Origin of the sequence: Hydrogenophaga sp. A37 (assembly GCF_002001205.1) — a bacterium.
Lineage (GTDB): Bacteria > Pseudomonadota > Gammaproteobacteria > Burkholderiales > Burkholderiaceae_C > Hydrogenophaga.
Genome location: NZ_MUNZ01000102.1, coordinates 1 through 21,040 on the forward strand (window position 1 = coordinate 1; position 21,040 = coordinate 21,040).

A 21,040-nucleotide genomic window follows, 5' to 3' on the forward strand; every position below is an offset into this window, starting at 1 on the left:
GTATGGGCCGGCCCTTCCGGTCGGCGGCGTGCCGCATGACCGTGCCTTCAAGCTCCGCTTCCCCCCTTTCCAGCGAATCCCCCGCCCCCGATGCCCATCGCATGACGGGCGACGAGCGGCGCGCCAGCGGCGCGTTGGCGCTGGTGTTTGCTTTGCGCATGCTGGGCCTGTTCATCGTGTTGCCAGTGTTCGCGCTCGAAGCCGCCCGCTTGCCGGGTGGTGACGACCCGGCGCGGGTGGGGTTCGCCATGGGGCTGTACGGCCTGACGCAGGCCTTCCTGCAAATTCCTTTCGGCATCGCTTCCGACCGCTTCGGCCGCAAGCCCACCATCGTGGCCGGTCTGCTGCTGTTCGCGGCGGGCAGCGCCATCGCCGCCTGGGCGCCCGATCTCACCTGGCTGGCCGTCGGCCGCGCGGTGCAGGGCGCGGGCGCGATCTCGGCCGCGGTCACCGCCTTCCTCGCCGACGTGACGCGCGACAGCGTGCGCACCAAGGCGATGGCGATGGTGGGCGCGAGCATTGCGCTGATGTTCGCGCTCTCGCTTGTGATCGCGCCACTGCTGGCCGGCTGGGTGGGCCTCTCCGGCATCTTCCTCATGACCTGCGCGTTGGCGCTGCTGGGCATCGCCGTGGTGCTGTGGGTGGCGCCGCCCGAGCCACTGGTGCACAAACCGTCGGACATGCAGCAGGTGCGCGGCAGTCTGGGCGAGGTGCTGCGCCACGCCGGGCTGCTGCGGCTGAACCTGGGCGTGTTCGTGCTGCACGCGGTGCAGCTCGCCATGTGGATGGCGCTGCCCGCGATGCTGGTGCAGGCCGGGCTGGCCAAAGCCGAGCACTGGCAGGTGTACCTGCCGGCGGTGCTGGCCTCGCTGGTGGTCATGGGCGGGGTGCTGTTCCCCCTGGAGCGCAAGGGTCGGCTGCGCGTGGCCTTCCTGGTCTCCATCGGGCTGATCCTCGCGGTGCAGCTGGGCTTGTGGGCGATGGCGGAGGCGCAGCCGGGACTGTGGACACTGGGCGGCCTGCTGTTCGTGTTCTTCATCGGCTTCAACATGATGGAAGCCAGCCAGCCCAGCCTGGTGTCCAAGCTGGCGCCAGCGCACGCGCGCGGCGCGGCGCTCGGCGTTTACAACACGCTGCAGTCGGTGGGCTTTTTTGTGGGCGGCGCGGTGGGCGGCTGGCTGGCCCGCGCGCACGGCCCGAGCGGCCTGTTTGCCGCCTGCGCAGTGGCCTCGCTGGTCTGGCTGGTGGTGGCCTGGCCGATGCGGGCGCCCGCCGCGCAGCGCTGAGCCTCCTCAGTTGGAGCCGGTGGCTCGGCTGTGGCAGGTGCAATGGCCGCGACGCCACAGGCCGGCGTTGTGCGCGAGCTGCCAGGCGCCCGTTTGCAGCCAGAGACCCCAGGTGCGCCGTCGGCTGCCGAAGAAGCCGCTGAGCAACACGCTGGCTTCGAGGTTCACCACCTCGTGCCACCAGCCACGGGGCAGGTACAGCGCGTCGCCGGGGCCCAGGTCCACCACCTGAGGCGCGGCCAGGCCCAGTGCGTGGAGCCTCGGCGCGAGGGCATCCACTCCCAGCACCGACAGCCTGGCCCAGCGGTCGAACTTGCGCGACACCAGCTGCGCCGCCTCCACGCTGCCCGGTGGCAACAGGTAGAACCGTTTGCGCCCACGCAGCGTCAGGGCCACGTTGTCCAGCAGGTCGTGGTGCAGGCCGGTGCGCGCATGGGCGGGCCCGATCCATGCTTGGTGCGAGACCACCGACCCGGGCGGGAACAGCGCGCTCGGGTCGAGGTCGTTGCGCAGGGCCGGAAAGTGCTTCAGGAGATCGAACTCTTTCAGATGGCCCACGGGTTCGTGGGTGGCGCGCGGGTCTTGATCGAGCCGGGCCAGGTGCTCGCCCCAGGTGGTGCTGACCAGGTGGGCGGCGTCGATTTCGCGGTTGCCCTGCACCACCTGGACGGGTCGATGGGGGTCGAGTGCGCCCAGGTGCGCGAAGGTCCAGCGCTGCAGGGCGGGCCAGTCTTGCGCGGCACCGCGCCACAGCTGCGGTGTGCGGCCCCATTCGCGGGGCGTTGGGAAAGGTTGTGTCACGGCAACCTGGACAGCCAGCGCTGCATCGCCTGAATGTGGCCCAACGACAGGCGGCGCCACAGTGGCGCCCAGCGAGCGCCCGGCACCTGGCCGCGCAGCAACACCCCGTGGTCCAGTGAGCGGGCATGCGGAAAGTAGTTCGGCAGCACGGCTTCGATGTGCCGGAAACCTTTGCCGTGGTAGTAGCGCAGTTGGGGGTCCAGCGGCAGGCCGCGGCGCCGCTGCCGAACGTAGGTCTGGGCGTTGCCCTGGGGATGGCGCTGCAGCCAGTTCGCCAGACCGGGAATCGGTGAGCCCAGAAAGATGTAGCGCCAACCGCCCTTGAGCGCGTGGGGCCAGAAGTACCCGAAGATCGCTTTCACGGCCGCCGGGTCGATGCTGCTCAGGCTGATGCCGAACAAGGCATTGCCGGGCCCGGCGGCGGCATTCCCCGCGCTGCCCTCGATGCAGTCGCGCCATGTTCTGGCCTGCGACATGGCTTGGGCGCTGCTGGGCTTCATGAACAGCGAGGCCAGGGCTTTGCCGGTGCGTGGGCAGAACGCGCCCAGGCAGTACCCGGGATGGCGGCGCATGCGGTCGAGCAGGTCCGGTGCCTGGGCGGCTTGCTCAGGCGTCCAGCACGCGTGCTCCAGCGCCATCAGGGTCGGCACGTCGGCGGGCCGCAGCTCACGAACGGTGATCGGCGCCGCGGCCGCGGCTTTCGTCGACGAGCGCCTGGGCAGCAGGTACGAGGCCCAGCCCACCGTGGTGGACCACAGGTCCGGGAGCGCTTGCACCGCGCCGGCGAGGTGGGCGGCCCAGAACCGGGGCGCGCTCAAGCGCCCCGTGCCCACGTCGTGCCGGTAGAAGGCATGCATGTGGCGCAGCACGTCGCCCAGCATGACGGCCGAGGCCCCCAGAAACCAGCCCACCCGGGCGCCGTAGGACAGGTCCCGGGCCGCCATCAGATCGACCGTGACACCCAGGTGGGCCATCTCTTCGGCGCAATGCCAGCGCCACAGACGCGTCTGCGCGTTGGGGGTTGCCGTCAACATGCGCTCGCTGCGCAGGGCCACCGCTGAAATGGTGGCCGTGATGTGCTCGAAAGCCGCCGCCAGGCACAGGCGCTGGTCCGCCGACAGACGGGTCTGGATCGCGCGCAGATCGTGCGCGATGCGCGCTTCCATGGCCGCCACGCCGTGACCCTGTTGGTCCAACCGTGCGTTGTAGAGCCGGTGCGCGCGCTGGTGGGCCTCTTCTTCCTTGACGAACCGGGCGCACTCAAGGCGCAGTTCGGCGCCCGGGGGCAGGTGCTGGGCGGCTTCTGTCACCGCGTCCATCACAAAAGCTTCCCCCTCCGGAAGCATCACGGAGAACGCGTCGAAGAGGTAGGTGCGGGCGGGGGTCCGGTTCCAGAAGATCGTGGGTGAATCGGTGGCGGCCGGGTTCGTCGTTGGCGGTGAAAGCATGGATGTGAGAAGGCAGACAGAGCCCGCGACCGTAGCGTCGCCATGTTTCATCTGCGTGACGGTTCACACACCGTTACCCGCAGACCCGCACCGATCTGGGTTGATCGGACCGGCCTATCGGTCTGTGGGGGGTGTCGGCGCCGGCGACCCCACCAGCGGCGCGAGGTCGGTGCTGCGTGGCGCCACGTTCGTGTCGCCTCGCAGCGACCGCATCATGAGCAGCGACATCGTGCTGTAGAGCGGCCGGCTGATCATCCGGGACACCAGGCTGGAGAGCAGCGCACAGGTGATCAGGCTCAACACCATGCTGTGGCCGTCGGTCATCTCCATCACGATGATCATGGCGGTGATGGGCGTCTGCGTGACGGCGGCGAGAAAGCCGCACATGCCCAGCGCGATGAGGGCAGGCGCGTGCGGCGAGTCGAACAACCAGGCCACGTCCGCGCCCAGCCCCGCACCGATCGACAGGCTCGGGCCGAACATGCCGGCGGGCACCCCGGCCCACGACGACAACCACGACGCGATGAACTTCAGGCCGGTGAACACCAGCGGGCGGTGGTGCTCGCCGCCGTCGGCCGCCAGCAGCGCGTGGGTGTTCTGGTGGCCGATGCCCACCGCGTCGCCCTGGGTGATCACCGCGATCACCGCGACCACCAACCCGCAGGCGGCCGCAAAGGTCACCGGCCGCTTGCGCCGGTAGGCGCAGAAACGGTCGGGCAGGCCGGTGAACGAGGCCAGTAGCAGGCGCGACATCAGCCCGCCGAGCAGGCCGCTGGCCACCGATACCACCAGCGCCGGCCCGATCAACACCCACCACGACAGGTTCTCGGCCCGCACACGACCGAAATACGAGAGGTTGCCGAAGGCCGAGACCGACACCAGGCCGCCCACCACGATGGCGGCCAGCATCAGGCCGCTGCTGCGGTCCTGCAGACGGCGCGACAGCTCCTCGATGGCGAACACGATGCCGCCCAGTGGCGTGTTGAACGCCGCCGCGATGCCCACCGCGCCGCCGGCCACCAGCAGTTCACGCGTGCTGATGTCGGTCTTGGGAGAGAGCCAGCGTTTGGCGTGCAGCATCACGCCGGCGGCGATTTGCACGGACGGGCCTTGCCGGCCGATCGACAGGCCGGCCAGCAAACCGCCGGAGACCCCCACGATCTTGACCATGGACAGCCTCAGCGACACAAACCGGGAGCGGCTGGCGATGGGGGTTTCCGGGGCCAGCGCTGTGAGCACCTGCGGCACGCCCGAGCCGACCGCGCCCGGTGACCAGCGCCGCACCGACCAGACGATGAGCGCGGTGAGCGCCGGGGTCCAGAGCAACGGTGCCCACCAGGCCGCACTGCGCAGGCCCTGGTAGAGGTCAAAGGCCGCGTCGGCCAGCAGCGTGAACACCACGATGGAGAGACCTGCGAGCACCGCGTAGGCGATCACGATGGTCCGGTCCAGCCACTGCCGCCCGTCGCCGATCTCGTTGCGCAGGTTCTGCAGGAAGTCCGGTTCGCCTTTCATCGGGGTGCAGTGTAGGGGCTGGCGAGCCCCAAAGACCATATCGGCCCGTGACGGATTGGGCCTGAACGGTAGTTGCGGCACAATGGTTGACCGTTTTGCGGCCCGGGCTCCCGGCGCCGACCGCTACATCCCCTTAGGGCACACACATGGCATCCGTCAACAAAGTCATCCTCGTCGGCAACTGCGGCCGCGACCCCGAAATCCGTTACCTGCCCTCGGGCGGTGCCGTGGCCAACGTGACCGTGGCCACCTCCAGCCGTCGCAAAGACAAGAACAGCGGCGAAACCATCGAAGAAACCCAATGGCACCGCGTCACGTTTTTTGAACGCCTGGCCGAAATCGTGGGTGAGTACGTGAAGAAAGGCAACCCGATCTACGTCGAAGGGCGGTTGCGTTACAGCACTTACACGGACAAGACCACGGGCGTGGAAAAGAACTCCGTGGAAATCGTGGCCACCGAAATGCAATTGCTGGGTGGCCGTGAAGCGCGTGGTGGCGGCGAAGAAGGTGGCGGCGGTGGCTACAGCCGCCCCGCACCGGCCTCGCGTCCGGCTCCCGCCGCACGCCCGGCCCCCGCGCCCGCCCCGGCAGCGGCCCGCCCGGCCAGCGGCTTCGACGACATGGACGACGACATTCCTTTCTAAGGACCCGATCCCTGATGCCACGTCTTCCCTCCCGGACGTGGCCCTTCACAACCCGCTGGGCTTGCGCCCGGCGGGTTTTCTTTTTTTGAGCCAGGGCGCGACGCTGCGGGCCGCCAGGTTTCGTCACAATCGCCGCATGAAACCCACGCCCAGCCTGTTGCCCGCCAACGACCCCCAGCGCGAGCTGCTGCACAACGAGGTGCATGCGCGTCCACCGGCTCGCATTCACCTGCCTGCGCTCGTGACCTACCTGGCGGTCTTCAATGAAGGCGTGACGCGCGAAGCCGAGTGCGCGGTGCTGCGCCAGCTGCCCGGCCAGGCCGCGCTCACGGTGGACGAGCTGCAGGGCAACTTTCTGCGCCTGCGCCTGCCGGGCTACACCCTCAAGTGGGAACGCCACACCGAGTTCACGCGCTACTCCATCGTCCAACCCTTGCCTGCGGACGGCGGCCTGGGCGGACGGGAGCCCGATCTGAGCGCGCACATTGCCACGCCCCCGGGCTGGTTGGCGGGAATTCCGGGCCGCACTTTTGCCGCCATCCAGCTCGCCATGGTCGAAGACGCCATCGACCCACCGGCGCCCGCGCTGGCCCAGGCCCGCACCTGGCTGGGCGAACACACCGTGGTGGCCTCGCTCATGGGCAACAACGCCCACTCCATGGCAGTGACCGATTTCTGGCTGCGCCCCGACGGCTTTGAACGCATGCTCGCGATCTGTCCGCCCGGCACCTCGGGAACCCGTGCCGGCCGCATCGCCTCGCGCCTGTTCGAACTGGAAACCTACCGCTTGATGGCGCTGCGGGCCTTGCCAGTGGTCAAAGCGCTGGCGCCCTTGCTGGCCGATTCCGAGCGGCAGCTGGCCGACATCACGGCGCAGCTGGAAAACAAGGGCGCGTCCGACCAGACACTGCTCGACACGCTGGTCTCGCTGGCCGGTGGCGTGGAGCGCGCCACGGCCGAAAACGGCTACCGCTTCGCGGCCACGCGCGCCTACGACACGCTGGTGAGCCAGCGCACGACCGAGTTGCGCGAGCAGCCCATTCCCGGCACCCAGACCCTGGGTGAATTCATGCAGCGCCGGCTCTCGCCCGCCATGGCCACCGTGGCCGCCACGGCGCAGCGGCTGGCCGCCCTGTCCGAGCGCATCACGCGCACCAGCGCCCTGCTGCGCACGCGCGTGGACATCGCCACCGAGGTGCAGAACCAGCAGCTGCTCGCCAAGCTCACGCGCGGGCAGGAGCTGCAGCTGCGCCTGCAAAGCACTGTGGAAGGCCTGTCCATCGCGGCGATCTCGTACTACGTGATCAGCCTGCTGCTCTACCTGGGCAAGGCCGGCAAGGCCGCGGGCCTGCCGATCAACCCCGAGATGGCGGCGGGTGCCCTGATCCCGCTGGTGCTGTGGGCGGTGTGGCGGACCACCAAGAAGATCCACGAGAAGCTGCACGCGGACCACTGAGCGCGCAGCAACCGCATTCAGCGGTTGGGAATCGAGAGGTCCAAGACGATCACCCGAATCCGCACCGGGCCGCCCCGCTGGTCTTCCTGTTGTTGAAGCGCTCGTTGAAGTTCTGCGGCGGTCTTCACCTTGAGGTTGTGTGCTTGCTGGAGCTTTTGGAGGTCGCCCATCCAGAGCACCAGATAGATGCCTTGATTCAGACAGCGGTTGTCGCTGGCGTACTGCTGACCAAGCTGCAGATGAGCGGCGGTCCACAGCGCTTCGTGCCAGTCGCCCTTGACCTCGATGGGCAGCAGCATTTCTGGAGCGCCCACGTTGTGGACCAGCAAACCCAGGTCGGACCGTTTCTGGTCACCGTGCTGCAGCTCCGGCAGCACTGTCACGGACATGGCTGATAAACGAGGGCTGAGCCACTGCGCGATCACGTCGCGACAGGTGTTCTCCGGGCGGTGTGGGGGTTGAGGGACCTTGCCGTTTTTGTCAACGGTCCAAAAGTTGTTGATCAGGTTCGAGGGGTTGTTGCGAATCTCACGCTGCAGATCGCCCAACGCGTCCAGCGCGACCGCCATCAAATCCGAAGGGTTGGCGGGAGCCTTGTTGTGCAGCGTGAGCGCGACCTGGCGGGGTGTCGGGACGACAAAGGACTTCTCGGCTCTGGCCTGGGCCTGCCGAGAGGCTGTCTCTTCCAGTTGGGAGCGCCATTCGCTCAGGGACGGCTCCGTGAGCAGTGCGGCAAGCACTTTTTGCGCGGCTTCGCTGGTGTCGTTGCGGAATGACGCTAGCAATTGATAGAGGAAATCGCGTCCCGCGTCCTTGATTCCCGGCGAATAGGTGCCGACCGGGTGCACCGGGGAACACAGTGGGGCGAAAAGGCGGAACAGCAGGTCAAGAGTGCCAGCATCCCAAGCGGGCAAAGATTTGGACTCACTGCCGTACCGGCGCAGATGCCCTAAAAAACCGAGCAGTTCGGTCTGCACGAGCTGCTTGCTGATCAAACCTTTTTGGACCTTTGGCGTGAATTCCAGGTGATCGACCCAAAGGCCCGCCATCAGCAGGTAGGCCGTCTGCAGCGACCCGAGTGACTTGCGCTGAAGTCGAGTCTGAATCAACCGGCTCAACTCTGGGGCAGGGCATTGGCGCAATACTGCTTCCAGAAGTTCTGCGAATTCGGAGAAATTCCGTTCGGCGAATTTGACCGGCCACGCAGCGAGTGCCTGCGACAGCAGGCGAACCGCTAGAGGAGATGCAGCCAGCTCGTATCTGAGCAAGCCCATTTGCGGAATGCGAAGTTCTTTCTTTGACCGCAGCTGGCGCTTGCATAAATCCCACCATGCGTCTTCCACCCAGCTCGGGTACCGCTCCACGAGAGCGAGAAACCAGTCGTGTTGTGCGCTGTGGTTGAGTAGGTGAAGGGTGACAAGCGCCTTGAGGCGCTCTTCGCCCAGGTTGAAGAAACGGTCTGTTTGTTCAGAAAACAAATGGTGAGCCGCGAGCAGACAAGGTAAATCGATGTGCAGGATTTCCCCATTCTTGCGGGCGCGGACGGCCGCATTGGCTTGCACCGCAGTGAGCTGTCCGAGCACTGCTTGGTAACCCTCGCGGGTGGCCGAGTCCAGTTCGGGGTATGCCTCACGCCATTGCCCGATCAGCTCGGCGTCATCCCCTCCGTCATAGCCATCATCTCGCAGATCACGCCATGCGGCGGCACTGAGATAGGTCAGAAGCTTCCCGTTGCGAATCTCCTCAAGGTGGTCCAACAAGTAGCGCCGATTCTGCTCATTGAGATCTCCGTTTGCGAGTTGTTCCTTGCGGTACGTTTGATCTTGAAGCCAGTTTTCACGTTGCCAGTTCTCTTCGCCCAGTGGGGAGCTCAGAAGCGGCTCCAGCGCCTGCTGGAGCGTCGAGCTGAGCGCGGCGGCTTCTTCGAACTCGTTGAGAGAAACTCCGCCGCCTTCTTGGGCTACCCACCAGAACGCCGTTTCAAGGCAGTCTTTCGCTTTTGCAGCGTCATTTGTGAAATCCCATGCCTTTGCTTGCTTAAGCCAAAACTGACCCAATCCAACCATTCGTCTGGCGCTCGGAATCCTGTTTTGTGCGGTCCAGCTCTTGTCGCCGTGTCTGACCCAGTGGGCAAGAACGGCCTCGACGCGCTCTGGTTGGACAGCCGTCCATTGATCCAAACGCTGCGCGAGTTGAGGTTCCAGGTGTTTGAACGGTGATGTCTTGTGATCGGTGCACAGCTTGATCCAGTTGGCGAGCCTTTCGATGGGTATCGTGGTGCCGTACCTTTCAATTGCATCGACCGCCGATTTGGCCAGTCCCTCAAGCCTATGCCCTGTGACCCTGGCGGGCGGTTCGGCAAAAAGGCCGTCAGTGGACGCCCGTTCCACAGCGTCCATGAGTTCGGGAAGCAGGTTCGGTGTTGTGAGCCTGGCAATGTCGTATGTCCAGAACATACGAAGCTCAGTGACTTGTCGTCCTGAGGTGCGTAAATTCATGAATCGGAGGACCTGACTCGGTGGGATGTGCTTCGGGTACAGGTGCTGCAAAAGGCGTCCCGTTAACCGTCCTTCCTCATCAGGCCTTGTCCCGTGTTGCAGCCGGTCCAGAAGTTCAAGGGTTTCGGCAGGGGAGGAGTGAACCACCAAGGCGTCCAGCGCTTGAACCCGGACGCCGATGTATACGGACTCATCCCGTATCAACCCGAGAAATGGCGCCACCCACCGCTCATCCACAGGCACATGGTGCAGGGCATTGAGCAGTACGTATGCAACCGTCGTTTGGCTGGACGAAGTCGGTCGCTCAGAGCGATATGTGCTGAACCAGGCAGTCACAAATCCGCTCATGTCCGGCTGCACCAGCGGCACGTACAAGACGGATTTTTGCCAGACGTTGCTCAGGTTGCTGGTCCTGGGGTGTGCGCTCAGTTGCTCGATCAGGGTTTGTTTGGCGGGCTGCGGCAGCAGGTAAAGATCGCCGTAGTCGAGCACGGCGGCAGGGTCTGCTTGGAACACCGCTGCGCGCATCGGCTCGCTCAAAGTGGCCAGCCATCCCGCCAGACCCCGCAGGTTGCTGATCAGGTGTTGCGGTGAGGCCAGCATCAAGGCCGACAACCGCCCCGGGCTCAGTCCGGCGTTCGTGATGCGGTGGGCCAGGTAACGCCCTGCCAGAAATTCGGCGACGGTGCGGTGACTGGCGGCGTAGCCATGTGGTTTAGCAAACACGCGGCGGCGCAGGACCTGCTGGACGGACGTCTCTGAAAAGTCAGTTCTTGGCAGGCTGTCCAGCACATCGGTCAACCGCACACTGGCTTCAGGTTGGTTCGTCAGCGTGTCTTCGGCGATGTCACTGGCGTTGCTCAGCAGTTGCAGCGAACAGAGCCAGCCTGCGGCGTAGAGCAGGGTGTCGTGTCCCTGGGGCGGCCCCCAAACCCGGGTTTGCTTGTGGTGGGGGTTGGTTTCCCCCACCAGTTGCTGACAGGCCATCTCATAGGCTTCGTGTCGGGTCTGAGGCCAATGATTGGCATTGCCCCGCACGGCGGCCGCCAGCAACTTCAGCGACTGCGGGTTGCGCAACATGTCGCCGAACCCCAGGCGCTGGGCTTGTTCTTCAAAACCGTCGATGTCCGGAACCTGTTCGTGCGCCAGAACGGCTCGCGCTTGTTCAGGACTGAGCGGATCCAGCGAGAAGACCCGAACGCTGCGGCCAGGGACCACCGCTCGAATGTCCTGTGCGTCGGTGGTCAACCAGTCGGCCACGCGGCAGGCGATGCCAAAGCGCAGCAGGCGGGCTTCCGCAATGCGGGTACGCAAGGCGCGCCACACGCCGTTGTCTCCACTGGCGCGGGCTTCGTCCAGTGCGTCGATGAAAACGGGGTGCTCTGCGTTGTGTGGTGAAGCCGGTAGAACGATGAAGTCGTTGGCTGCGATGGGCGTGCCTTGCTCGCCCAGGACGAGCGTGGCCAGCGCTTTCATCGTCTCGGACTTGCCCATGCCCGGCTCACCCAGCAGCACAAACACGGGGACCTCTGCCAACTCGCGAACGGTGATGACGGGGGCTGGCTCTTGGCTGGACCGGGCTGCCCCGTCGTCTTCGTTGGGCAGAAGCTCTGTGCAGGTCCGCTGCAACGGATCGACGGGCCACATGGTCAGGGCTCCGGCAGCCAATGGCTGGCGGGGTGTGTGAGCGCGTCGGCCAGGGCGAAGTCGTCTCCGCCGAGCACCTCGGTGCGGACATTCAACCGGTCGTGCTTTTCAGCGAAAGCACGCAAGCCCTTTCGGGCGCTCTGGTCGTGCGCGGCGGACTTCACTTCCAGCGCGCAAATGCGGTCGCCTTGCTGCAAGACGAAGTCCACCTCGTAGGGGCTCTCTCGCCAGTACGCCACGCTCATGCCATCGGCGGCGGAGTTGAGCAAGTGGGCGCCGATGCTGCTTTCCACCAGGTGGCCCCAGAAGGCGTGGTCGTTGCGAGCTTGCGCGAAGGTCTTTCCGCAGTACACCGACACGAACGCCGTGTTGAGCACGTTCAACTTGGGTGGGGCGGCGCGCTGCCGGATCATCTGCGCAGCGTATTTTTCCAGCCCGGCCAGCAGCCCTGCGGCGCGCAGCAGCTTGAGGTAGTGCGTCAGGGTGGTGGTGTTGCCCGCGTCGTTGAGTTGCACCAGCAGTTTGGTCAAGGCGACGATCTGGCCTGAATACGAGCACCCCACCTCAAAGAGCTGGCGCAGGACGGCGGGCTTTTCGATGCGAGCGAGCGCCAGGATGTCTTTCACCAGATTGGGCTCGATCAGGCTGTGGAGGACTTCGTTGCGCCAGCGAAGCTCTTGCCCCTGGACGACCAGCGGGGCCGGACCCGGGTAGCCGCCGAAGTAGATGTACTGGTCCAGCGTGAAGCCGAAGCAGTCGCGCATTTCGCTGTACGACCAGTGCGTCATTTCCAGCAATTCAAAGCGCCCCATCAGGCTCTCGCTCAAGCCCCGTTGCATCAGCAGCGGCGCTGAGCCCAGCACCACGACGTGCATGGGTAGGTTTTGGGCGCGGTCCTGGTCCCACAGGCCTTTGACCACGCTGGACCAGCCGGGGATGTGCTGGATTTCGTCGAAGACCAGAACATAGGGGGTGGGGCTGGTTTCTTTTTCTGTGGCGTGGGTCGAGGGCGGCCTGCCTGCCAACAGGGCTTCGATCGACTGGTGGTGCCAGGAACGGGCGGCGTTGCGTGCCGTTTGCCAGCGCTCGATCAGCCAGTTTTCGTTGCGTTGGGTGGGTGAATCGCTGCCGGCGCGAAACATCAGGCTGCGACCGACATCGACGCTGAAATCCGTGGGCAGCTCGTTTCCGGTGGATGTGGGGGCGTCGACCGCGTGGAATTGATAGGACGCCGGTTGCCGACCCCGCAGCACCTGTTGGACGGCGGTGGTTTTGCCAATCTGGCGTGGACCGGCCACGACGATGAGGCGGCGGACGGTTTCCGATACCCGCTCCTGAAGCAGGAGGGTGGCGGTGCGTTGGTAATTTTCCATGATTGAGTTATTTTACTCAATCATGGAAAATTGAGGATAGACGCCAGCAGAGATGGGCGAACGGGGCAAGTGTTCAGGGACCTGCAGAGGCCTTGCTTTTTGGGGCACCCGCTCCCTTCACCCCCGCCCCACGCACCTCGATGCGCACGCTGTCAATCACCTCGCCGCGTGCGGTGGTGAGTTCAATCACATGCCGGCCCGGCCAGGGCATCCATTGCACTTCTTTGCCGCGCCCCAGCGGCTGGCCGTCCAGGCGCCAGCGCACGTGGCCCGCTTCGGCCTTGAGCGTGAGGCGCTGGTGGCGCGGTGGGATGTCCGGGTCCAGCGCGAGGACGGTGCCGCTGGTAGGGCTGAGGATGCGTGGTCGGCCACCCGCCGCCGGGCCGTCGTCCGGCGAGCTCAGTGCAAACAGCGGCTGCTCGGTGCCGGCGAGAAACCACTCGCGCCGTGCTGGCTCGATGCGGTCGCCGAAGCGCACGTCCTGCGCCACCAGCCCGGCGGGCGGCCGGGGTGCGCGGCTGGGCTGGCGCTCGTGCAGCCAGCGCATCACGCCCGCCCACACCGGCGCCGCGCCGCTGGTGCCGCTCACGTCGCCCATGGGCGCGCCGCTGGCGTTGCCCACCCACACGCCCACGGTGTAGCGCTGCGACCAGCCCAGCGCCCAGTTGTCGCGCATGTCTTTGCTGGTGCCGGTTTTGACGGCGGTCCAGAAGCGGGTGGCGAGCAGGCTGTCGCTGCCGAAGGTGGCGGCGCGGGCGTTCGCGTCGCTCAGGATGTCGCCGACGATGAAGGCGGCGCCCGCGTCGATGGCCTGGCGCGCTGAGCCCGCGCCCGGCCCCCCCGCCAAGGGCGCCACGCCGCCGTGCCGTCCCTGGTTGGCGAGCGTGCGGTAGGCGTTGGTGAGCGTGAGCAGGCTCACCTCGGCGCTGCCCAGCGCCAGCCCCAGGCCGTAGTGGTCGCCGCTCTCGCGCAGCGGCAGACCCAGCGCCACCAGCTGGCGCGCGAAGGCGTCGGGCGAGACCATGACCAGCGTGCGCACGGCGGGGATGTTGAGCGACGAGGCCAGCGCGCTGCGCACCGAGACCCAGCCCCGGAACTGGCGGTCGTAGTTCTGCGGGATGTACAGGCCGGCGGCGGTGGGGATGTGGGTGGGCGCGTCTTCGATCAGCGAGGCCGCGCTGAGCCGCCGTTCGGCGATGGCCTGCGCGTAGAGCAGGGGCTTGAGCGTGGAGCCGGGCTGGCGCAGCGCGAGCACGGCGTCCACCTCGCTGGCCTGGCTCAGGCGCCCGGACGAGCCCACCCAGGCCAGCACCTCGCCGCTGGCGTTGTCGAGCACGAGCACGGCGCCGTCTTCCACGCGCTGCATCTGCAGCTCGCGCAACTGGCGCTGCAACAGCTCTTGCGCATGGCGCTGCAGCGGTGCCCACAGCGTGGTGCGCAGCTGCGGCGGCACGGCGCCCTTGGCGGGCTGGGCGCGCCATTCGGCCAGGGCGCGTCGCGTGGCGTGCGGGGCGATGCCGTCGCTGGGGCTCCAGCGGCGCTCGCGCAAGGCCATGTCCGCCAGCAGGCGGATGCCGAGGCAGCCCGCTGGGGCGGCGCCGCTGGCGCGCTGCATGGCCTGGCGCACCGCACAGGCGCGCTCGGCCACACGCTCGCGGCCGGCGTTGGGCGCGCGCACCAGCGCGGCGGTGAGGGCCGCTTCGTCGGCGTCCAGCCCGTGCGGGGCTTTGTTGAACAGGCTGCGCGACAGCGCGTCAATGCCGATGATCTCGCCGCGAAACGGCACGCGGTTGAGGTAGGCCTCCAGGATCTGGTCTTTGCGCCAGCGCGTCTCCAGCCACTGCGCCCAGACCGCCTGCCCGGCCTTCTGCGTCCAGCTGCGGCCCTGCTGGCCGGCTTTGAAATCGGCGTCGAGCAGGCCGGCGAGCTGCATGGTGAGGGTCGATGCGCCGCGCGTGCGGGTGTTCCAGAGGTTGCCCCAGGCCGCCGAGGCCACGGCCTGCCAGTCGACCCCGGCGTGTTCGTAGAAGCGCCGGTCTTCGCTGTACACCAGGGCCTGGCGCAGCGCGCTCGACACCTCGGGCAGCGCCACCCATTCGCCTTGGCGCACCGTGGTGTCGGTGCGCAGACGCTGCAGCAGCTCGCCATGGCGGTCGAGCACCCGGGTTTCGGACGAGGGGTGCGAGGCCTTCACCTCGGCAAACGTGGGCAAGGCCTGGGCCGGCAGCGCGAGGCTGCCCGCCAGAAGCGCCGTGACCCATGCGCGCAGCTTCACTTCACCGGCTCCACGGTGACACGCGCGTTGGGCAGCTCGCCGAACACCTCGGGCGCGTACATGGCCTCGATGCGCGTGGGCGGCAGCGCGAAGCTGCCGGCGTTGTTCAGGCGCAGGGTGTACTCGGTCTTGAAGCTGCCGGCGCTCAGGTGGTCGTAGTAGCTGCGGAAGGCCTCGAAACTGCGTTCCTCGAACACCGGCCAGCCCTTGCCCGAGCGCTTCTCGCCGGCGGTCGCGATCTGTGAGTCGCGCCCCAGACCGCTGCCGAGGATGCTCGCGCCGCCGGGGATCGGGTCGCTCAGCACCACCCAGGTCATGTCGGTGCTGGCGGTCACCTCGATCTTGACGCGCAGGATGTCGCCCCGGCTGTAGCGCCCGGCCACCGCCTGCTCCACGGGCGTGATGGTTTTCTTCACCTGGTAGCCGGCGAACATCGGCGCCTTCAGGTCGACCGCCGCGAGCGATTGCAGCGTCACCCACGGCTTGCCCGTGCCGGTGTGCGTGGCGGTCAGCGTCCCGGCCTCTTTGGGCCAGGGCAGGGTGGCGCTGTTGTGGCGCCAGGGGCCGGAGGGGCTGTTGGGTGAAGCGTTGGTGGGACTGACGGTGGCGAAGCCGGCGGCCACCGGGGCCTGGCCGTCGGCGCGCACCACCTGGCTCCAGTCCACGGCGGCGCTGGCCGTGCCCAGGGTGGCGCGCGTGCTGCCGGTCACCGGCGTGGCCTCGAAGCGGGCCGAGAATTTCTGCAGCGCCAGGCCGCCCCAGAGGTTGGCGGTGGTGGTCTGCCAGGTGCCGCGCTGCTGGCGGGCTATGAAGCCGCTGGCCAGGCGGCCCATGTCGTCTTTCCAGGCCGGGTCGTCCATCACGGCCAGCAGCAGGCGCGCGGTGTTCACGTCGCCGTTCTGCATCAGCCACCACCAGTGGTCGTCGGCCTCGGTGCTGAACACCAGTTTCGTGCCCTGGTACGACAGCCGCGCGCGCAGGATCTGGTTCGCCTCTTTCAGCCGCTCGGCGCGCTGCGGCACATCGTTCACCCGCTTCAGGATCTGCAGCCAGTCGATGACCGCGTGCGTGGGCCACTGGTTGGGCGCGATGTCGATGCTTTGCAGCAGCCGCGCCGAAGCCCGGCCGTGGCGCGACAGGGCCTCGATGGCGGCGAGCTTGCGCACCGTGAGGTCCTGGCGCGGGCTCCAGAAGCGGCGCTCCACGCGGCCCTGCACAAATCCTTCGAGGCCGCGCAGCAGCGTGTCGCGCGATGCCTCGGGCAGCGCCCAGGCCGGGTCCAGGGCCGATGCTTCGTGGCTCGCGGCCAGCAGGTAGGCGCTGAGCGTGTCGCTGCCCGAAGGCGCGTCGCCGTCGCGCGGCGGGAAGTAGCTCGCGAGGCCGTCGGCGTCGAGGTAGGTGGGCAGCTGCGCCACCACGGTCTGCCACAGGGCCGCGTCGCGCAGGCCGATGGACTTGGACGTTTTCTGCTCCAGACAGGCAAACGGGTAGTTGGCGAACCACTCGCGCACCGCCGGCAGGCCCTCGGCCAGCGTGGGCTGCAGGCTCATGCGGATGCCGCCGCGCAGCGCGCCCTGCGGGTCGGCCTGTGCGCCCGCGGGCGGCGCCACCGGCAGGGTCAGCGGGCCATCGAGCTGCGCCAGCGTGGCCTGCTGCACGGTGATCGGCACGGCGGGCACGATGCGCTGGCTGGCCTTGAGCGCGTCGCGCGCGCCACCCGCCTGGTCTTGCACCTGCACCTCCCAGAGCAGCGCTTCCTGCCGGGTCATGCCCAGCGGCACCGGCGCGGTCACGTCCCACGTCACCTCGCGCGTTTCTCCGGCGGGAATGGCCAGCGTCTGTGGGGGCGTGTCCAGCAGCGTGGCGCGCGCCGACACCGCCACCTGCATCGCTTTGGGTGTCGTGTTGCGCAGGCTGAACATCGCGGTGAAGCGGTCGCCCTCGCGCACCAGGGGCGGCAGGCCGCTGATGATCTGCAGGTCTTGCGTGGTTCGCATCTGCGCCTTGCCGGTGCCGAACAGGCCGAGGCCCGAGTCGGCCACCGCCACGACCTGGAAGCTGGTGAGCGAGTCGTTGAGCGGCACGCTCACGGTGGCGCGGCCCTTCGCGTCCAGCACCACCGAGGGGTTCCACAGCAGCAGCGTGTCGAACAGCTCGCGCGTGGGGCTGTGGCCGCCGCCGCCGCCCGCCGGCACGGCCTTGCGACCGTAGTGGCGCCGGCCGATGATTTCCATCTGCGCGGTGGCCGTCTCCACACTCCAGTTGCGCCGCTTCCACATGCCGGCCAGCAGGTCCCAGCTGGGGTTGGGGCCGAGTTCGAGCAGGGCCTGGTCCACCACCGCGAGCGCCACCTCGGCGTTCGCCGCCGGTTGCCCGTTGGGCAGCGTGGCTTGGATGGTGACCAAGGCCTTGCCGCGCACGGCATAGCTCTCGCGGTCGGTGCTCACCGCCACTTTGATTTCGTGCGCCGCGATGCCCACTTGCAGCTCGGTCACACCGAGCCGGTAGGCGGGTTTGCTCAGGTCCACCAGCGCGGTCGGCGCCACGTACTCTCGGCCCTCGTACCAGAAGGCGTTCCACCACTCGCGCGGGGCCTTGTAGCCCCAGGTGAAGGCGCTGTACCAGGGCACATCGCGCAGGCGCCCGCGCAGCGCCATCACGCTCACGAACACATTGGGACCCCAGTCGGCCTCGACCTTGAGTTCGATGGTCGGGTCTTCGCCGTTGAGTTGCACCACCCGCGTCTCGACGATGCCCTCGCGCTCGATGCTCACCAGCGCGGTCGCGAAGCGGAACGGCATGCGCACCTGCAGGCGCGCGGTCTCGCCGGGCTGGTAGCGCTTTTTCTCGGGCAGCAGGTCCATGCGGTCGTGGTCCTCGCCGCCAAACCACAGCTCGCCCTGGCGCGTCACGTACACCGAGGCCACGCTCTGGTGCTTGCGCCCCTCTTTGTCCTGCGCGGTCGCGGTCAGCTCCACCTCGCCGGCCTCGTCCAGCCCGGTCTCGCACAGCAGCAGGCCGCGCGCGTCGCTGTGGCCCGAGCACACCAGGCCCAGTTCTTTTGTTCTGGTCTGGTTGTCGTACGAATAGAAGCCGCCCACCAGACGCTTGCGCGTGCTGGTGGTGGTACGCACCGTGGCTCGCACTTCCAGCCGCACATTGGCCGCTGGCTGGCCGTCGATGCCGAGCGCCAGCGCCTGGAAGCGCGCCTGCTGGCGGGTGGACACCCAGCCCTCGGTCTTGATGCCCGCCACCACCGCCGCCGGCCAGAGCGTGCCCACCTGACGCAGGGTCTGGGTCTCGCCGTTGGGGTCGGCGTAGCTGGCCTCGATCAGCAGCTGCTGCGGCGAGCTCACCACCGGCAGGTCTTCAATGACCGTGCGGCCCCGGCCGTTCTTGTCCAGGGTCAGCGGCAGCTTGTCGGCCACCAGCGTCTGGCCGGCGCTGCCGTCGTCGCCATCGTCACGCTCGCCCTCGTTGGCCTGCGGCCCGCGCGGGGGCCGGAAGCTGAAACCCTCGTAGCCGTCGAACGCGAGGGAGCGGGGCCGCAGCAGCGCCGACACCTGCGTGGCGAGGTTCGAAGCGCCGCCGCCCGAGAGGTAGTTGACTTGCAGGTCCACCGGCGCGCTGTTCACCGCGATCAGCGGCTTCTTGTCGTTGGCGCTGAGCTGGCCTTCGAGCACCGGCAGGCGGAATTCCTCCACCCGGAACTGCGCGGTCTCCACCTGTTCGGTGCCTTGCTGGCCCGCGTCCTGCAGCAGCTGCACGGTGTACAGCCCCAGACGCGCGGCCGGCGGAATCGACCACTCGCTGACCGCGCTCAGGCCGCCAGTGGCGGTCTTGCGCCAGGCCACGGGCTGCTTGAATTCCTGTCCACTGCCCTGGTGGGTGATGACCAGCTCGCCGGTCTTCAGCTCCGGCAGGCGAAAGCCCTTCAGGCTCTCCAGCCGCGCGAAGTGCTTCATCGACAGCTTCTCGCCCGCGCGCAGCAGGGCGCGGTCCAGTACCGTGTGGGCGCGCAGCGTCGAGCGGCTGAGGTCGCCGGTGGGCTGGTCGAAGCGCCACGACTCGATGCCCCGGTTCCAGTCGCTCCAGGTGAAGGCGAGGTCGTCCACGCCGTCGGGCGATTTCGCGCGTGCGCTGACGAACCAGGCGCCGGCGCCATGTTCGTCGTCGCCCTCGGTCTGGCCCATGGCGCACGCGGGCGCGCGGGCCGGAAGGCCGTCGAGCCGCACCACGCCGGTCTTGTCGGTCACGCCCTGAGCCACCACCTTGCCTTGGCAGTCCGACACCTTCACGGCGGCCCCGGCCACCGGCTTGCCTTTGTCCAGCGTGGTCACCCAGGCCAGTGCGTTCTCCTGGCCCAGCTTGAAATGCACGCCCAGGTTGGTCACCAGCGCCGAGGTGCGCACGTACATGGTCCGCCGGGCGCCGTGGCGTTCGTCCAGCAGGCTCTGGCCCAGCCGGGGCGAAGCGATCTCCAGCACATGAAAGCCCGGCTGCAGCGGAATACCGACCACCTCCATCGGGCGCGGGTCGCCGGCCGCCGCCTGGGGCAGGGTGACGGGTCGCACCTGTGGCAGGCCCTGCAGCAGGCCCAGCATGCGCGCGTCGACCCACTCCTTGTTGTCCTTGTCGACCACCTTGGGCAAGGGCGTCTTGACCCACTGGCTGGCCAGCTTGCGCGACACCTCGCGGTCGTTGAAGGTGGCCACCCGCTGGTACCAGGCAATGATCTCGGCGTCGTCGGCCAACTTCAAGTCGCTGACCTGGCTGGCGCCGAGCCGCAGGCCCATGGCTTTGAGCTCGGGCTCGACCTGGCGCACCGTCACCGCCAGCAGCGCGGTACCGCCCGGTTCGGCCAGTCGCTCGACCACGCCAAACGGCGCGGCGGCGAACTTCACCAGCGGCGGCATCAGGCCGGTGGCGACCTTCAGCGGGAACGCGCTGGCGTTGGCCGGCGCGCGGCCCGAGGCGTCCACAAAACCGCTGGGCAGCGCGACCGTGTAGGCCGTGTTTTCTGCCAAGGTCGGCGCGAACTCAATGCCTTCGACCACGGCCTCGCCCTCGCTGCCGTTCTCCAGCCTCGGGGCGATGGCCTGGCCAGCGCCCGTGGGCTGCAGGCGCACCGCCAGCGCCTGGCTGGCGGTGACCGGCGTGTTGAAGCGCAGCGACATCGGGCGCAGCGGCAGACAGGCCGACTGGGCGTTTTCGCGTTCACAAGAAAACTCGATGCGGAACGGTTCGCGCACGCTGAAGTTCAGCGTCTGCGCCTGGCGCGTGGCGACGCCGCCGGGCGTGGCCACGCCCTTGCCCAGCACCAGCCGCACCTGGGCCGAGGGCGTGAGCTGGCGCTGGCAGGCGAGCGCCACCAGCTGGTCAGCGGGAGTGTCTTTCGTGTTCCAGCCGCGCGCCTGAATGAGCTGATCGCGCGGCTCGCCGGTCAACAGCCGCACGGCGATGCGCTCGCCCAGCCCGTCCATGGCGCAGTGCGCGTGGGCCTTGACGCTCTCGGGCGCCACCGCTCCGTTGAAGCGCAGCAGGAAATATTGGCCTTCTTCGATGGTGGCGCCGTCGCCAGGGAACGACTGCCGCACCACCGGCCCGCCGGTCTGGAATGCGAAGCGCTGCGTGCCGCTCAGCGCCTGGCCCGCAGCGCTGCGAAAACCGGGTGCCACCTGCAGCGTGCACGTCACCCCGGGCGGCAGCATCTGGTTGAAATCGAAGACCCAGGAGCGGTCCGAGGTCCAGCGGCCCTGGCCGGCCGTGGCGGCCGCATCGTTGCAGCTCAGGCTCAGCGGCGGCGGCCGGTTCTGGCTGCCGAAATTCACGGCTGGGGCGTCGAACTGCGCCACCACCTGCCGCACCTTGGCGACCTCGCCCTGCGGGCTCAGCTGGGTGATCTGCAGCGCCGATGCCGTGCCGACCAGCGCCCCCCAAACACACAGAACTTCCGCACCATGGCGCCAATGGAACAGCATGAAAGTTTCCCCTGTATGAATCAGGCGATGAGCCTAACCCAGTTCAGAGAAACACAGGCCCGGTGCCCGCCCCGGGTCTTGAAATCGGGCGTAGAGCGCATCGCCGGCCAATAATC

General features: G+C 67.8%; 10 protein-coding genes. 3 read left to right on the forward strand and 7 right to left on the reverse strand.

Annotation, left to right across the window (positions count from 1 at the left end):
• The first annotated feature begins 101 nt into the window (after window positions 1-101).
• Entirely contained in the window at window positions 102-1,286 is a 1,185-nt protein-coding gene (locus B0E41_RS12005; protein WP_077331389.1) for an MFS transporter, read from the forward strand.
• A 6-nt stretch (window positions 1,287-1,292) separates the two neighbouring features.
• On the opposite strand, the gene B0E41_RS12010 is transcribed toward B0E41_RS12005, so the two are convergent.
• From B0E41_RS12010 to B0E41_RS12020, 3 genes are all read right to left on the reverse strand, one after another.
• The gene (locus B0E41_RS12010) at window positions 1,293-2,087 is read right to left on the reverse strand and encodes a cupin-like domain-containing protein (RefSeq protein ID WP_171984741.1); all 795 of its coding nucleotides are present in this window, start codon (window positions 2,085-2,087) and stop codon (window positions 1,293-1,295) included.
• On the reverse strand, window positions 2,084-3,535 hold the full coding sequence (locus tag B0E41_RS12015) for a metal-dependent hydrolase (RefSeq protein ID WP_077331391.1): 1,452 nt from the start codon (window positions 3,533-3,535) through the stop codon (window positions 2,084-2,086). The genes B0E41_RS12010 and B0E41_RS12015 overlap by 4 nt, the downstream gene beginning before the upstream one ends.
• A gap of 114 nt (window positions 3,536-3,649) precedes the next feature.
• The gene (locus B0E41_RS12020; RefSeq protein WP_077331392.1) at window positions 3,650-5,050 is read right to left on the reverse strand and encodes a chloride channel protein; all 1,401 of its coding nucleotides are present in this window, start codon (window positions 5,048-5,050) and stop codon (window positions 3,650-3,652) included.
• Window positions 5,051-5,196: 146 nt separating this feature from the next.
• On the opposite strand from B0E41_RS12020, the gene ssb reads away from it, so the two are divergent.
• Both ssb and B0E41_RS12030 read left to right on the forward strand, forming a co-directional pair.
• A complete protein-coding gene (gene ssb, locus B0E41_RS12025) occupies window positions 5,197-5,694 on the forward strand; it encodes a single-stranded DNA-binding protein (protein WP_077331393.1) in 498 nt (165 codons plus the stop codon).
• Window positions 5,695-5,830: 136 nt separating this feature from the next.
• Entirely contained in the window at window positions 5,831-7,150 is a 1,320-nt protein-coding gene (locus B0E41_RS12030) for a DUF3422 domain-containing protein (protein ID WP_077331438.1), read from the forward strand.
• A 17-nt stretch (window positions 7,151-7,167) separates the two neighbouring features.
• On the opposite strand, the gene B0E41_RS12035 is transcribed toward B0E41_RS12030, so the two are convergent.
• The 4 genes from B0E41_RS12035 to B0E41_RS12050 all read right to left on the reverse strand — a co-directional run bounded on the left by B0E41_RS12035 (window position 7,168) and on the right by B0E41_RS12050 (window position 20,924).
• Entirely contained in the window at window positions 7,168-11,295 is a 4,128-nt protein-coding gene (locus B0E41_RS12035; protein ID WP_077331394.1) for an ATP-binding protein, read from the reverse strand.
• Between the two features lie 2 nt (window positions 11,296-11,297).
• Window positions 11,298-12,668 (reverse strand): AAA family ATPase, encoded by a 1,371-nt coding sequence (locus B0E41_RS12040; protein WP_077331395.1) that lies wholly within the window; start codon window positions 12,666-12,668, stop codon window positions 11,298-11,300.
• A 73-nt stretch (window positions 12,669-12,741) separates the two neighbouring features.
• Window positions 12,742-14,943 (reverse strand): penicillin-binding protein 1C, encoded by a 2,202-nt coding sequence (pbpC, locus tag B0E41_RS12045; protein WP_171984742.1) that lies wholly within the window; start codon window positions 14,941-14,943, stop codon window positions 12,742-12,744.
• Window positions 14,940-20,924, reverse strand: a complete 5,985-nt coding sequence (locus B0E41_RS12050; RefSeq protein ID WP_077331396.1) for an Ig-like domain-containing alpha-2-macroglobulin family protein — start codon at window positions 20,922-20,924, stop codon at window positions 14,940-14,942. Before B0E41_RS12050 ends, pbpC begins: the two co-directional genes overlap by 4 nt.
• Window positions 20,925-21,040 lie beyond the last annotated feature (116 nt).

Bases quoted from the DNA above. Each gene is read 5' to 3' on its own strand.
- B0E41_RS12005 (WP_077331389.1), top strand. From the start codon at position 102: ATGACGGGCGACGAGCGGCGCGCCAGCGGCGCGTTGGCGCTGGTGTTT.
- B0E41_RS12015 (WP_077331391.1), bottom strand. From the start codon at position 3,535: ATGCTTTCACCGCCAACGACGAACCCGGCCGCCACCGATTCACCCACG.
- B0E41_RS12020 (WP_077331392.1), bottom strand. From the start codon at position 5,050: ATGAAAGGCGAACCGGACTTCCTGCAGAACCTGCGCAACGAGATCGGC.
- ssb (WP_077331393.1), top strand. From the start codon at position 5,197: ATGGCATCCGTCAACAAAGTCATCCTCGTCGGCAACTGCGGCCGCGAC.
- B0E41_RS12030 (WP_077331438.1), top strand. From the start codon at position 5,831: ATGAAACCCACGCCCAGCCTGTTGCCCGCCAACGACCCCCAGCGCGAG.
- B0E41_RS12035 (WP_077331394.1), bottom strand. From the start codon at position 11,295: ATGTGGCCCGTCGATCCGTTGCAGCGGACCTGCACAGAGCTTCTGCCC.
- B0E41_RS12040 (WP_077331395.1), bottom strand. From the start codon at position 12,668: ATGGAAAATTACCAACGCACCGCCACCCTCCTGCTTCAGGAGCGGGTA.
- B0E41_RS12050 (WP_077331396.1), bottom strand. From the start codon at position 20,924: ATGCTGTTCCATTGGCGCCATGGTGCGGAAGTTCTGTGTGTTTGGGGG.